The organism is Caproiciproducens galactitolivorans, assembly GCF_026672255.1.
In the GTDB taxonomy this organism is placed as follows: domain Bacteria; phylum Bacillota; class Clostridia; order Oscillospirales; family Acutalibacteraceae; genus Caproiciproducens; species Caproiciproducens galactitolivorans_A.
The window spans coordinates 1-13,340 of record NZ_JAPOHA010000013.1 but is presented as its reverse complement, the minus strand read 5'-3'; the positions used below and the strand labels follow the sequence as shown (position 1 = coordinate 13,340).

Genomic DNA, 13,340 nt, shown 5'->3' with positions numbered 1-13,340 from the left:
AGGCCTTTCGAGACCTTCGTTTCGGCCGTCCGGCAGCGCGCTGTATCCCGTGATTCCTTAAAATGTTATTCTTCATATTATAGGGTTTTTGCCAGTTCCAGTCAAGGCATTTTAGCGAACTAAATTGCTAAATTATTTCCGGTTCTTTCTGGGATTTTCGGTATTCGTGATGGTATTGTTGTTTCCGCAGGAAACTCCCGCCTTAATGGGAGCTATCAGAAAACCCAGAACGATTCCGATAAAGGTGCAGGCGACGGCAAGCAGTCGGATTTCCCGTTTTGTCATAGTGATTCCTCCTTTCTTTTTCCGGTGAATTTGTATTTGATTAAGAATAACAATTCCTCAATAATGAATCCGCTTTTTGGGAATTATAGAAGCAGATTAATTGAAAAATGGGGATTGTCTTTCATGAATAAGAAATTCAGCAAAAGCCATCTGATTTTTATGTCGCTCGGGAACATTATCGGTTCAGGGCTGTTTCTCGGAAGCTCCACCGTTTTGTCCCTCGCGGGGCCTGCCGCGATTCTCGCCTACCTTCTGGGCGGATTCATCATGGCGCTGGAGGTTGATCTCCGGCGTTATCCTTTTCGCTGCGCTTGTCCTGTGCTACTTTATTCTTAAAAAACTGAATGTTTTGGATTGATTTTTATTTCAATAAGCCTCTTTTTTATTCCCTCCATTATAGCACGATTATGGGAAACAAGTACAAAATTTCGGCTAAAAATCGGCTTGTCTGTGCATTGACAAAAAAATAACAATATGTTATGTTTTTAACATACAGAATTATGGCGGCATAGCCCGTCAGCTCCAGTATGGAATAGAATAAAATTGAGAGGAGAATTCCAATTGGAAACGGTGTGTGACGCAGTCCAATTAGACAGGATACTTGAAAAGTATCAGTACGACCCCGGAAGCATTATTGCCATCCTTCAGGATACACAGGAAGTGTATCATTATCTTCCCCGGTGCGTTTTCCCCTATTTTTCGGGCAAACTGGGAATCAGCGAAGCGCGGATTTTCAGCATAGCCACTTTTTATGAGAATTTCTCACTGGAACCGAAGGGAAAGTATGTGATCAAAGTCTGCGACGGAACGGCCTGCCATGTCCGTAAATCGACGGCAATCCTTGACCGGCTCCGCAGCGAGCTGGGGCTTTCCTCATCCAAAAAGACGACGGACGATCTCCTGTTTACGGTGGAAACGGTTTCCTGCCTCGGCGCCTGCGGGCTTGCCCCGACATTGACGGTGAACGACAAGGTGATGGGAATGATGTCCCCCGAAAAGGCAGCGGAACTTCTGAAAGAGCTGAAGGAGGAGAACGCAGATGCTTAAATCCCGTGAAGATTTGCAGAAAATCCGCGAATTCTACAAGGAGCGTCTGGACCGCCAGAAAGTGAAAATCCTGATCTGCGCCGGAACCGCCTGCGTTGCGAACGGCTCGCTGGCGCTGTACGACACGTTTATGAAGCTGATTCGGGAAAAAGGAATCGACTGCGCGGTCGACCTTGAGCATGAACCGGAAGGAAACCCCGTCGGCGTGAAAAAAAGCGGATGCCACGGCTTCTGCGAAATGGGCCCGCTGGTGCGCGTTGAGCCGAAAGGCTATCTGTACGTAAAGGTAAAGCCCGAAGACTGCGAGGAAATTCTGGAAGCCAGCGTAGTCAACGATACCTGTGTGGAGCGGCTGACGTACCATAAGGGAGACGAATCCCACAAACATCAGGAATCCATTCCGTTCTACAAATTGCAGAAGCGCGTGGTGCTGGAGCATTGTGGACATATCGACGCGACTTCGATCGGCGAATACATAGCGAACGGCGGCTACGCCGCGCTCGAGAAAGCACTTTTTGAACTGACCCCGGAAGAAGTGCTGCACGAAGTTGAAATTTCCAACCTTCGCGGACGCGGCGGCGGCGGATTCCCGACCGCCCGCAAATGGTCGCAGGTGAAGCGGCAGAAGGCGAAGGACAAATACATTGTCTGTAACGGCGACGAGGGCGACCCCGGCGCGTTTATGGACCGAAGCGTGATGGAAAGCGACCCCCACAAGATGCTGGAGGGCATGATTCTTGCGGCGTATGTCTGCGGCGCAAAGCAGGGCTATATCTATGTCCGCGCGGAGTATCCGCTCGCGGTAAAGCGCCTTGGCATCGCCATTGAGCAGGCAAAGGAATTCGGCATTCTCGGCGACCGCATTCTGGGGACCGGCCTCTGCTTTGACATTAAAATCAGCCGCGGCGCGGGCGCGTTTGTCTGCGGCGAGGGCAGCGCGCTGACCGCTTCCATCGAGGGCAAGCGCGGCATGCCGCGTGTAAAGCCGCCCCGCACGGTGGAGCACGGCCTTTACGACAGCCCGACGGTCTTAAACAACGTGGAAACCTACGCGAACGTTCCGGCAATTGTGATAAACGGCGGCGAGTGGTTCCGTTCCATCGGCCCGGAAAACAGCCCGGGAACCAAAGCATTTGCCCTGACCGGCAACATTATGAACACCGGCCTGATTGAAGTGGCGATGGGAACCACTCTGCGCGAAGTAATTTACGATATCGGCGGCGGCATGCGCGACGGCGCGGAATTTAAAGCCGTTCAGATCGGCGGCCCCTCCGGCGGATGCCTTACAAAGGAACATCTCGACCTGCCGCTGGACTTCGACAACCTGAAAAAAGTCGGCGCCATGATCGGTTCCGGCGGACTGGTTGTCATGGACAATCACACCTGCATGGTGGAAGTTGCCCGCTTCTTTATGAGCTTTACCCAGAATGAATCCTGCGGAAAATGCGTGCCCTGCCGCGAAGGCACCAAGCGCATGCTGGAAATTCTGGAGCGGATTGTTGCCGGAAACGGCGAGCCGGGCGATGTTGAACTGCTGGAAGAGCTCGCGGAGACCATCTCGGCAACCGCGCTGTGCGGGCTTGGGAAATCCGCCGCCCAGCCGGTGCTGAGCACCATCAAGTATTTTCGCGACGAATACGAAGCGCATATCAACGATAAGGTCTGCCCGACGAAAAACTGCCAAAAACTGCGGAAAATTTATATCGACCCGGCTCTGTGCAAGGGCTGTTCGAAGTGCGCGCGGAACTGTCCTGTTGGGGCGATTACCGGGCAGATTAAATCGCCATTCGTCATCGACAGCGCGAAATGCGTGAAGTGCGGCGCATGCGTAAGCGCCTGTGCGTTCCATGCGGTAAAGGAGGATTAACGAAATGAGCAGAGATTTTGTAATGGTCGACAATATTCCCGTGGCAATCGAGGGCGAGAAAAACCTGCTCAGCCTGATCCGCAAGGCGGGCATTGAGCTGCCAACCTTTTGCTATCATTCCGAATTATCCGTGTACGGTGCCTGCCGTATGTGTATGGTTGAAAATAAATGGGGCGGGATGGAAGCCGCCTGTTCCACGCCGCCGAAAGCCGGAATGGTGATCTACACCAATACGCCGAAGCTGCGCCGGTACCGCAAAATGATTCTCGAGCTGCTGCTGTCCAACCACTGCCGCGACTGTACTACCTGCGAGAAAAACGGCGAGTGCAAGTTACAGGAGCTGGCGGAGCGCTTCGGAATTAAGCGCGTCCGCTTCCAGAACACAGCGGAACAGCCGAAGCTGGATGATTCGTCTCCGTGCATTGTGCGCGACACCAATAAATGCATCCTCTGCGGCGACTGCGTGCGCATGTGCAACGAGGTGCAGAACGTCGGCGCGATCGACTTTATGTCGCGCGGGGCGAAGATGACGGTGAGCACCGCGTTCCATATTCCGATCGCCGAATCGAACTGCGTTGGCTGCGGCCAGTGCGCCGCCGTCTGCCCGACGGGCGCGATCGTGGTGAAGAAGGAAACGGAAAATATCTGGGCGGCATTTAATGATAAAAAGACCAAGGTCGTTGTGCAGATTGCCCCCGCCGTGCGCGTGGGCCTCGGCGGAAAGCTGGGACAGAAGGCCGGCGAGGATTTAATGGGCAAGATTGTTGCCGCGCTCAAGCGCATGGGCGCGGACGAGGTGTACGACACCGCGACCGGCGCGGATTTAACGGTAATGGAGGAAGCGAACGAGTTCCTCGAGCGCCTCGAGAGCGGGGAAGACCTGCCGCTCTTTACCTCCTGCTGCCCGGCGTGGATTCAGTACGCGGAAAAGAAGCATCCGGAACTGCTCCCCAATATTTCCACCTGCCGTTCGCCGATGGAAATGTTCGGTTCTGTTCTGAAAGAGGAAAACAAGCATTCCCGCCGCAGGACGGTGGTTGTGGCGGTTATGCCCTGCACCGCGAAGAAGTTCGAAGCGGCGCGGGATGAATTCAAGGAAGACGGCGTGCCGTACGTCGATTATGTCATTACAACGCAGGAATTAATCCAGATGATTAAGGAATCCGGCATTTATTTCTCCGAGCTGGAGTCTGAAGCCATTGATATGCCGTTCAGCGGCAAGAGCGGCGCAGGTGTGATCTTCGGCGTGACCGGCGGTGTTACGGAAGCGGTTATCCGCCGCCTTGCGGAAGATAAGTCGAACGCGGAGCTTCGCTCCATCGCGTTTAACGGCGTGCGCGGAATGCAGGGCGTGAAGGAAACAACGGTGCCCTACGGCGAGCGCGAGCTGAAAATTGCCATGGTCAGCGGTCTGAAAAACGCGGAAGACCTGATTCAGCGCATGAAGAGCGGCGAAGCGCAGTATGATTTCGTGGAAGTCATGGCGTGCCCCGGCGGCTGCGTCTGCGGCGCGGGCCAGCCGATTACCGACGCGGAAGGCAAGAAAAAACGCGGCGCGGGCCTGTATGCGGCGGATAAGATGTGCAGCATCAAGCGTTCGGAGGAAAATCCGGTGGTGATGTCTCTGTATTCCGACCTGCTCAAAGGCAAGGTACATAAGCTTCTCCACGTAGATTATCAAAAAGGAAACAGGTGATCGTTATGACCATACGCGTTTGCATCGGGACCTCCTGCCATTTGAAAGGCAGTTATAACATCATCGCTGTTTTTCAGCAATTGATTGAAAAATACAAACTGTATGACAAGGTAAAAGTGAAGGCCGCTTTCTGTATGGGAAAATGCGGGGGTCAGGGCGTATGCGTAAGCATCGGCGAGGGCCAGCCGCAGAGCGTTACCGGCAGCACCGCCAAGGCTTTTTTTGAGGATAATGTCCTCCCGGAATTTCATAAGAAGAAAACGAAAGGCTGATAAAGAATAAAAAAGGCGCGGGGTAAAAACCCTGCGCCTTTTTTGACTTTCCCCGGGCAGTAGGCCGGCTGAACAACTTGAAAGTTTTAATCAAACTTTTTCAAAAGTTTGCGAGGTTTGGGGCGGAGCCCCAAGCGTTCCCTTGCCTTTAAAAAGCGCAGGAAGGGAGCAGAAATAGTCCGGCGGACTGTTTCTGCGTGGGGAACCCTCGCCGGGGGTTCCCCGAAAGGGCAGGCTGAGCCTGTACGCAAGTTTTCTTCCTTTTAGAATTGTACTGATATTCGTTCCTTTGTGAATCGTTTCTGACTTTGTTCTGACGGGTCGAATCTGATTCTTTGTTCATAAAATTGAATTACAGAAATGGTTTAGTCTGCCCCTCAGGCCGGGTGGGCTGAGCTTGCACGTACTCTTATAATGAGGTACTTTTTTCTCTAAGCTACCGCAGAGGAACGTCAATGAAAATCACATAGAATGCGTGTGCCTGAAAGGCCTTTTGGGGATACCTCCGGGGTGCAGGGGGCTTTTATGGAACCCTCTCGCCGGGATTTAAAAGCCCCCAGCTCGTCCTTTGCCTACTTTCGGACGATTCCGAAAGTCGGGGCCGGCCCGGCCTGAGGGCAGACTAAATCATTTCCTGTAATTCGATGTTATAAACAAAGAAGCAGGTTCGGTCTGCCCAAAAATATGGCGCTGTGCGCATCACGGACAAAGAACAATTCTTGTTTCCATCCACCCCTGATATGTTTCGCGGGAACAAAAAGGAAAAGACCCAATTGGCGTTTATCACGCGCAATCGGGTCTTTTCTATGGAGAATGATGGTTATCATTAAGCTTTTGACGGGGTGCGGTGCTCTACGCGGTCGAGCGCTTTAATCAGGATGACGGCGACCACAGCGGTGAGAATCCCTTCGGGGAGCATGTAGCTTCCGTTATAAGTAAGGGAGTAAATCCAGACCGGCGTGCCCTTCGGCGCGTAGCTGCCCCAGATCAGGATGCCGGAAGCAAAGCTGCACAGGAAACGCAGGAAGGTAACGACGATCGCGCCGAAAGCGACGCTGGCGGAGCGGTTTTTAAACAGCTTGCCGAAGAACGCCGCGGTTCCCAGCACGGTGAACGCGAGGACGTAGTCCAGAAGCACCACTCCGGCGAACGCGGCAAAGCTGTTTGCCGGCGGCGGATTGAATTTTATCAGCATTTGCAGCAGGCTGTGTACGAACGCGGTGCCGACGCCCCATTTCAGGCCGTGGCGGTACGAAACCAGAACCAGCGGCACAAGGCTCGCACAGGTCACCGCGCCGCCCTGCGGCAGCTCGAAAATCTTGAACATGCTCAGTACGGTCGACATGGCGATCATCAGAGCGCATTCGACCAGAATCACGGTATTGCTCTTTTTCATAATTACCTCCGGAAATTGTAAATTTTGAACCGAAAAACAATACCCGGGAAACAGAAAAAACGCTCCGCGGATTCCGCTGGAGCGTTAAAAAACAAATTTCCTACGCTGGCATTATCCAGATCAGGTTTAAGGGTCAAAAACGTCCGTTCATTTTCTCTCAGCCGAGGTTACTCAGCGCCCCTGTGATTCAGTTCAATAATATATATTACATTGGATCGATTGCTTTGTCAAGCTTATTGTGAAGCATATCCAAAATTTCGCTTTCACTCGTCAAATTTCGTGTTTCAGTCCGGAATCAGGAGCAGGTTTTTCAGCTCCGCCCGGTCACGCGCGAAAACTTTGCCGCCTTTTTCCTCCATTTCCTCCCGGGAACCGAAGCCGTACAGCACGCCGATAAAATGGGTGCCGGCCCGCTGCGCGCCCTCAATGTCGAAGTGCGTGTCGCCGATCATGACGGCGTTTTCGGCTTTTACCCCGCAGTGCAGGAGGCACGACTCGAGCAGGACGTATTTTTCGCCGCTGTGCTCGGACTCATTGGGGCAGGCGATATGGGAAAAATAGGGCGTGAGCTTAAAATAATCCAGAACGCGGTATGTGATATTGTCCGGCTTGGAAGTCGCGATGGCCAGCGTTGCGCCCGCGCTTTTTAAGTCCTCTAAAAGCTCAATGATGCCGGGATAGGGGGCATTCCGGAACGCGCCCGTTACATTGTAGATTTCGCGGTAATAGTCGGTCGCTTTTTCCGCCTGTTCCGGGGTCATGCCGCAGAAGTTCACGAAGCTGTAAAAGAGCGGCGGCCCGATAAATTTGCGCAGCTTTTCCTGGCTGGGAACCGGGAAGCCCATTTTCTCAAGGGAATGCCTTACGCAGGAGGTGATGCCCGGTTCGGAATCGGTAAGGGTGCCGTCTAAATCAAATAAAATTAAATCGTATGCTGGTTTCATTGTATTCAACCCTGCCTTGCCGTATTTTTTCTGGCTTCCGCCTTTTCCTCAAAGCGGTCTTTTTTAACGCTTACACGCTCGTGCGTGCCGGTGGCGATCAGCCCGGCGTTGTCGTACGCCTCCAGCTTGAAGCGGTATGTGCGGCCGTCGATTTCGGTCAGTTCGGCGGTAACGCTTACCTTACAGCCGAGGGCGGTGGGGGCAAGATGTTCAACGGTAATAACGGAACCGACGGTGGTAAAAGGCTCCTCAAGGGATTTCTGCGCCAGTTCGGCGGCTGTACCTTCAAAAAAAGCGGCAACCTTCGGTGTCGCAAGAACACGCACGCTTCCGCTGCCGAAATTGACGGCCAGCATGTCTTCCGTGACGGTGTATTCGCGGGTCAATTTTGTCTCTTTCATTGAAATTGCCTCCTGTATCATGATATAATAAAAAATAAGCGGATGGATTTCCGGCGGAAAACCGGACATTGTTTATATTATAACATAATCCGCCGGATTAATAAATAAAAATAAGCGGCGCTCCTCCACGAATACTTGCCGCTTTGTCTGGCACGATGCCTGATCAGTTTTTGCTATTCTCTAAGGGGGGGAACGGATGCCTCAAATTTCGGGCGCGGGGCGCGGGCGGATTCATTTATTGGACGAGCTGCGCGGGTTCGCGGTTTTCTGCATGGTTTTTTACCATGGCTTTTACACGCTGGCCTTTCTTTACAATCTCCGGGCGGGCATGATTCTGCTCAACTTTTTTATGCCTGCCGAACCATATTACGCCGGGCTGTTTATGCTGATTTCCGGCATTTCCTCAAACCTTTCGCATTCGAACCTGGTACGCGGCGTGAAGCTTTTGGGCGTGGCGCTCGCCATTACGCTGATTACCTACCTTGCGGTGCCGGAAGAAGTAATTGTGTTCGGCATCCTGCATTTTTTATCGGTCTGCATGATTCTTTACGGCCTGTTAAAGCCTGTCGCCGACCGGTTCCGCTTTTCGTGGGCGGCGGTCGCGGTCTGCGCGGTTCTGTATCTCTGCACCATGGGGATTTCGAGCGGATACCTCGGCCTTTCCCCGCAGCTCGGCGTAACGCTTCCGCAGTCGCTTTACCAGACGAACCGGCTTGCGCCGCTGGGGATTTACAGCGGTACGTTCCGGAGCGCGGACTATTTCGCGCTGTTCCCGTGGATTTTTGTCTTCGCGGCGGGCACGTTCCTCGGCAAGCTGGCCGCGCAGGGGCGTTTCCCCGCGTGTTTCTATCCGTCGCGCATCCCGTTTTTTTCCTGGATCGGGCGGCATGCCCTGATCATTTATATTGTTCATCAACCGGTGATTTACGGTGTGTGCTACGCCGTTTCCGCCGTCGTTAAACTCATAACTCATACATAAATAGAATACGATCTTTCGGAGGGATTTCATGGATTTTGTTTCAATATTGGCGCAGCAGTTTCAGTTACAGCAGTGGCAGGTGCAGAAGGTGATCGAACTGATCGACGAGGGGAACACAATTCCCTTTATCGCGCGTTACCGCAAGGAGGCGCACGGTTCGCTCGACGACCAGATGCTCCGGAACATTGCGGAACGGCTGGAATATCTGCGCTCGCTTGAAAAGCGGAGGGAGGAAGTCACCGGCCTGATTACCGCCGCCGACTGCATGACGGACGAAATCGCCGCCGCCCTTGCCGCCGCTGAAACGCTTTCGGAAATCGACGATATTTACCGCCCGTTCCGCCCGAAGCGCAAAACCCGCGCGTCCGTGGCAAAGGCAAGGGGGCTGGAACCCCTTGCAAACGCGATTTTCGAGCAGAAACCGAATTCGCCCTACCCGATCGATCTGGCGGAAGCCTATGTGAACGCGGAGCTGGGCGTGGAAACGCCGGGGGACGCGCTTGCGGGCGCGCTCGATATTATCGCCGAGCGCATTTCCGACGACGCGGGCATCCGCAAACGCCTGCGCGTGGTCACTATGGCGCAGGGGGACGTGGTTTCCAAAGCCGCGAAGCCGGATGAGGATTCCGTTTACGCCCAGTATTACGATTTCCGCCAGCCATGCAATAAAATTGTCGGCCACCGCATCCTCGCCATTGACCGCGGCGAGCGCGAAAGCTTCTTAAAGGTGAATATTGACCTTGACCGCCCGCGCGGACTGCATATTCTTGAATCCACCTTCGTGAAGAATGAAAATCCCTGTTCCGAAGCCGTTCGGCAGGCGGGGGAGGACGCTTATGACCGCCTGATTTTCCCGTCCATCGAGCGGGAAATCCGCAATTCACTGACCGAAACCGCCGACGAAGCGGCAATCAAGGTCTTTTCCGTGAACCTGCGCCAGCTTCTGATGCAGCCGCCGGTGAAAAACCGCGTCGCCATGGGGCTTGATCCCGGCTACCGCACGGGCTGCAAGGTCGCGGTGGTCGATCCGACGGGCCGCGTGCTGGACACGGGCGTGATTTACCCGACCCATTCCGAAAAAAAGGTGCAGGAAGCAAAGCAGGTCATTATGGAAATGATTTCAAAGCATAAGGTGGAAGTGATCGCGATCGGCAACGGAACGGCTTCGCGGGAAACCGAAATGTTTGCCGCCGACGTGATTAAGGAGCTGCACAGCGGTGTCTCCTATATGATCGTCAGCGAGGCGGGCGCTTCCGTTTATTCCGCGAGCAAGCTTGCGGCGCAGGAATTCCCGGAATACGACGTTACCCTGCGCAGTGCGGTTTCCATCGCGCGCCGCATGCAGGACCCGCTGGCGGAGCTGGTAAAAATCGACCCGCAGGCAATCGGCGTGGGGCAGTACCAGCACGATATGCCGAAAAAGCAGCTCGACGAGGCGCTCGGCGGCGTGGTCGAGGACTGCGTAAACACCGTCGGCGTGGATTTAAACACAGCCTCGCCGTCCCTTCTGGAAAAAGTGGCGGGCATTTCCGCCGCCGTATCAAAGAATATCGTCGCCTACCGCGAGGAAAACGGCGCGTTCCATTCGCGTACCGAACTGAAAAAGGTGCCGAAGTTGGGGCCGAAGGCGTTCGAGCAGTGCGCGGGCTTCCTGCGGGTAAGCGAAAGCAAAAATATACTGGACAATACCGCCGTCCATCCGGAATCGTACGACGCGGCGAAGGCTCTGCTTTCCCTTTGCGACTACGATCTGGACAGCGTGAAACAGAGCGGAATCGGCGAACTGAAAGACCGCGTCGGGAAAATCGGCGAGGAAACCGCCGCCCAAAAGCTGGGGATCGGCCTGCCGACGCTCCGGGACATTGTAACGGAGCTTCTGCGCCCCGGCCGCGACCCGCGTGACGAACTGCCTGCCCCGATGCTCCGTACCGACGTACTGAGTATGGAGGATTTAAAGCCCGGCATGGAGCTGACCGGAACAGTGCGCAACGTGATCGATTTCGGCGCGTTCGTCGATATCGGCGTGCATCAGGACGGCCTTGTGCATATCTCGCAGATCTGCGACAAATTCATCAAGCACCCGGGCGAGGTGCTGAAGGTCGGCGACGTGGTGAAGGTGCGCGTGCTTTCCGTCGATACGGCGAAAAAGCGCATTGCGCTGACGATGAAACAGGACGCCCTTTAAAAGCTTTGTGCGGGCGTTGGGGAACCCCCTGCGAGGGTTCCCCACGAGAAAACAGTCCCCCGGACTGTTTTCTCTCCCTTCCTGCGCTTTCTAAAGGCTAGGATACGCTTGGGGCTCTGCCCCAAACCTCGTAAACTTTTGAAAAAGTTTAATCAAAACTTTCAATTTAAAGTGTAAGCACAGCATCCCGTGGAGGAGCGCAGCCGTGCGGTGCGGGGGAAACGGCTAATCGGCGCTGTCGCGCCCCCAAAAATTCTGTAAACTTTCAATATTCGCTCCGGAAGCGGAGAGGAAAATAAAAAGAAATTGAATCATATATAAAAGAGGGAAACAGAAATGAAGCTTGGTATCGTGGGCTTGCCGAATGTTGGCAAGAGTACCCTTTTCAACGCAATTACCAACGCGGGCGCGCAGTCCGCAAACTATCCGTTCTGCACGATTGAGCCGAACGTCGGCGTGGTGGCGGTTCCGGATAAACGGCTGGATAAGCTGGCGGAGATGTACAACCCGGAAAAATATACGCCCGCGACGATTGAATTTATGGATATCGCCGGTCTGGTGCGCGGCGCGAGCAAGGGCGAAGGGCTGGGCAACAAGTTCCTTGCGAATATCCGCGAGTCCGACGCGATCGTCCATGTGGTGCGCTGTTTTGTCAACGACGATATCATCCATGTGGAGGGAAGCATTGACCCGAAGCGGGACATTGAAACGATCAATCTGGAACTGATTCTGTCCGATCTGGAAGTGCTGGACCGCCGCATTGAAAAGACCCAGAAGATGATTAAGGCGGACAAGAAATATCAGATAGAATACGATTTCTTCCTCCGCGTGAAGGAAGCGCTCGATGCCGGAAAATCCGCGCGCAGTGTGGAATGCACCGAAGACGAGGCCGAGCTTCTCAGCTCCGTTTCCCTTTTAACCAACAAGCCCGTGATTTACGCCGCCAATGTGAGCGAGGACGATTTCAAGGGCGGCATTGAAAATAACGAATATTTCAAGGTGGTAAAGGAAATTGCCGACAGCGAACATGCCGGCGTTCTGCCGATCTGCGCCGAAATCGAGGCGGAAATCAGCAATATGGACAAGGACGAGAAGGAGCTGTTCCTTGCGGACATGGGCCTGAAGGAATCCGGGCTCGACCGCCTGATCAACGCTTGCTACAGCCTGCTCGGCCTGATTTCCTACCTGACCGCCGGCCAGCCGGAGGTTCGCGCATGGACGATCAAAAAGGGCACGAAAGCGCCGCAGGCGGCCGGAAAAATCCATACGGATTTCGAGCGCGGATTTATCCGCGCGGAAGTGGTTTCCTTCGACGACCTGATGGCCTGCGGAACCATGGCCGCCGCCAAGGAAAAGGGCCTTGTGCGCTCCGAAGGCAAGGAATATGTTATGAAGGACGGCGACATTGTCCTATTCCGGTTTAACGTATAAGCCAAATAAATCGAAAGTTTGCAGGGTTTGGGACGGCGCCCCATGTCCCCTTGCCCTTTAAAAGCGCAGGAAGGGAGCAGAAACAGTCCAGTAGACTGTTTCTGTGTGGGGAACCCTCGCCGGGCAGGCTGAGCCTGCACGCATGTTTTAAATGAGGTACCTTTTTCTCTAAGCTACCTCAGAGGAACGTCAATGAAAACCACATAGAATGCGTGTACCCCAAAGACCCTTTGGGGATACCTCAGGAGTGCAGGGGGCTGTTGTGGAACCCTCTCGCCGGGATTCAAAAGCCCCCTGCTCGTCCTTTGCCTACTTTCGGACGATTCCGAAAGTAGGGGCCTGCCCGGCCTGAGGGCAGACTAAATCATTCCTGTAATTCGATGTTATAAACAAAGAAACGGGTTCGGACTGTCCCAAAATATAACGCTGTGCGTTTAGCCAAGGGTAAATATAATAAAAAATGTCGGACTTACACCCGGCGGTGGACACACAGTGCCCGTCGCCGGGAAGCCGACAAATCTACTCTCCTAGGGGGGAGAGTTCGGGGAACCGTTCGCCCGGTTTCTTCCGGCCTTACTCCCGGCAATGCGGCTGCCGGGAGGCCGGAGTTTGTGGTCTATATTCACACGAGGTGAAAAAGAGGCGAACGCTTGTTAAGATCGGGCGGCGGGAATATGGAAAAGCGGTGCACCCAAAATACCCGTCTCATGAAATGGTGAACGCCCGCCGCCCGATACAGGGCATAAAAAAACGCCGTATACGGATTTCTTTCCATATACAACGTCATCAGGCTCATTGCGAAATTCGAAAAATACCCCTGTACAAAAAGCGAAACAG

The 13,340-nt window shown here is 54.0% G+C and carries 13 protein-coding genes and 1 riboswitch; of the genes, 8 read left to right on the top strand and 5 right to left on the bottom strand.

Features of this window, described 5'->3' with window-relative positions; genetic code table 11:
- Positions 1 to 132: 132 nt before the first annotated feature.
- On the bottom strand, positions 133 to 285 hold the full coding sequence (locus tag OUY18_RS11825; protein ID WP_268059000.1) for a hypothetical protein: 153 nt from the start codon (positions 283 to 285) through the stop codon (positions 133 to 135).
- A gap of 123 nt (positions 286 to 408) precedes the next feature.
- Between OUY18_RS11825 and OUY18_RS11820 the strand changes: the two genes are divergently transcribed.
- The 5 genes from OUY18_RS11820 (at position 409) to OUY18_RS11800 (ending at position 5,167) form a co-directional block, all read left to right on the top strand.
- Complete coding sequence (locus OUY18_RS11820; RefSeq protein ID WP_268058999.1) at positions 409 to 621, top strand: hypothetical protein; 213 nt, start codon at positions 409 to 411, stop codon at positions 619 to 621.
- 234 nt (positions 622 to 855) lie between these two features.
- Entirely contained in the window at positions 856 to 1,332 is a 477-nt protein-coding gene (locus OUY18_RS11815) for a complex I 24 kDa subunit family protein (protein ID WP_268059055.1), read from the top strand.
- Positions 1,325 to 3,199, top strand: a complete 1,875-nt coding sequence (locus OUY18_RS11810) for an NADH-quinone oxidoreductase subunit NuoF (protein WP_268058998.1) — start codon at positions 1,325 to 1,327, stop codon at positions 3,197 to 3,199. Before OUY18_RS11815 ends, OUY18_RS11810 begins: the two co-directional genes overlap by 8 nt.
- Before the next feature lie 4 nt (positions 3,200 to 3,203).
- Complete coding sequence (locus tag OUY18_RS11805; RefSeq protein ID WP_268058997.1) at positions 3,204 to 4,895, top strand: [FeFe] hydrogenase, group A; 1,692 nt, start codon at positions 3,204 to 3,206, stop codon at positions 4,893 to 4,895.
- A gap of 5 nt (positions 4,896 to 4,900) precedes the next feature.
- A complete protein-coding gene (locus OUY18_RS11800; RefSeq protein WP_268058996.1) occupies positions 4,901 to 5,167 on the top strand; it encodes a (2Fe-2S) ferredoxin domain-containing protein in 267 nt (88 codons plus the stop codon).
- Positions 5,168 to 5,993: 826 nt separating this feature from the next.
- Here OUY18_RS11800 and thiT read toward each other — a convergent pair.
- From thiT to OUY18_RS11785, 3 genes are all read right to left on the bottom strand, one after another.
- Positions 5,994 to 6,563 carry an energy-coupled thiamine transporter ThiT gene (gene thiT / locus OUY18_RS11795; RefSeq protein ID WP_268058995.1) on the bottom strand — a complete coding sequence of 190 codons (570 nt, stop codon included), beginning with the start codon at positions 6,561 to 6,563 and terminating at the stop codon, positions 5,994 to 5,996.
- Between the two features lie 79 nt (positions 6,564 to 6,642).
- A riboswitch (TPP riboswitch) is annotated at positions 6,643 to 6,755 on the bottom strand.
- A 92-nt stretch (positions 6,756 to 6,847) separates the two neighbouring features.
- Positions 6,848 to 7,507, bottom strand: coding sequence for an HAD hydrolase-like protein (locus OUY18_RS11790; protein WP_268058994.1), 660 nt, complete (start codon positions 7,505 to 7,507; stop codon positions 6,848 to 6,850).
- A 5-nt stretch (positions 7,508 to 7,512) separates the two neighbouring features.
- Positions 7,513 to 7,908 (bottom strand): thioesterase family protein, encoded by a 396-nt coding sequence (locus tag OUY18_RS11785; RefSeq protein WP_268058993.1) that lies wholly within the window; start codon positions 7,906 to 7,908, stop codon positions 7,513 to 7,515.
- Between the two features lie 196 nt (positions 7,909 to 8,104).
- On the opposite strand from OUY18_RS11785, the gene OUY18_RS11780 reads away from it, so the two are divergent.
- From OUY18_RS11780 to ychF, 3 genes are all read left to right on the top strand, one after another.
- Positions 8,105 to 8,887: a heparan-alpha-glucosaminide N-acetyltransferase gene (locus OUY18_RS11780; protein ID WP_268058992.1), complete on the top strand. Its 783-nt coding sequence runs from the start codon at positions 8,105 to 8,107 to the stop codon at positions 8,885 to 8,887.
- 28 nt (positions 8,888 to 8,915) lie between these two features.
- Positions 8,916 to 11,072, top strand: a complete 2,157-nt coding sequence (locus tag OUY18_RS11775; RefSeq protein ID WP_268058991.1) for a Tex family protein — start codon at positions 8,916 to 8,918, stop codon at positions 11,070 to 11,072.
- 336 nt (positions 11,073 to 11,408) lie between these two features.
- Positions 11,409 to 12,503: a redox-regulated ATPase YchF gene (gene ychF, locus OUY18_RS11770; RefSeq protein ID WP_268058990.1), complete on the top strand. Its 1,095-nt coding sequence runs from the start codon at positions 11,409 to 11,411 to the stop codon at positions 12,501 to 12,503.
- Between the two features lie 622 nt (positions 12,504 to 13,125).
- On the opposite strand, the gene OUY18_RS11765 is transcribed toward ychF, so the two are convergent.
- Positions 13,126 to 13,340: hypothetical protein (locus tag OUY18_RS11765; RefSeq protein WP_268058989.1), on the bottom strand; the 215-nt coding region annotated here is incomplete at its 5' end.

Bases quoted from the DNA above. Each gene is read 5' to 3' on its own strand.
- OUY18_RS11825 (WP_268059000.1), bottom strand. From the start codon at position 285: ATGACAAAACGGGAAATCCGACTGCTTGCCGTCGCCTGCACCTTTATC.
- OUY18_RS11820 (WP_268058999.1), top strand. From the start codon at position 409: ATGAATAAGAAATTCAGCAAAAGCCATCTGATTTTTATGTCGCTCGGG.
- OUY18_RS11810 (WP_268058998.1), top strand. From the start codon at position 1,325: ATGCTTAAATCCCGTGAAGATTTGCAGAAAATCCGCGAATTCTACAAG.
- OUY18_RS11805 (WP_268058997.1), top strand. From the start codon at position 3,204: ATGAGCAGAGATTTTGTAATGGTCGACAATATTCCCGTGGCAATCGAG.
- OUY18_RS11800 (WP_268058996.1), top strand. From the start codon at position 4,901: ATGACCATACGCGTTTGCATCGGGACCTCCTGCCATTTGAAAGGCAGT.
- thiT (WP_268058995.1), bottom strand. From the start codon at position 6,563: ATGAAAAAGAGCAATACCGTGATTCTGGTCGAATGCGCTCTGATGATC.
- OUY18_RS11790 (WP_268058994.1), bottom strand. From the start codon at position 7,507: ATGAAACCAGCATACGATTTAATTTTATTTGATTTAGACGGCACCCTT.
- OUY18_RS11785 (WP_268058993.1), bottom strand. From the start codon at position 7,908: ATGAAAGAGACAAAATTGACCCGCGAATACACCGTCACGGAAGACATG.
- OUY18_RS11780 (WP_268058992.1), top strand. From the start codon at position 8,105: ATGCCTCAAATTTCGGGCGCGGGGCGCGGGCGGATTCATTTATTGGAC.
- OUY18_RS11775 (WP_268058991.1), top strand. From the start codon at position 8,916: ATGGATTTTGTTTCAATATTGGCGCAGCAGTTTCAGTTACAGCAGTGG.
- ychF (WP_268058990.1), top strand. From the start codon at position 11,409: ATGAAGCTTGGTATCGTGGGCTTGCCGAATGTTGGCAAGAGTACCCTT.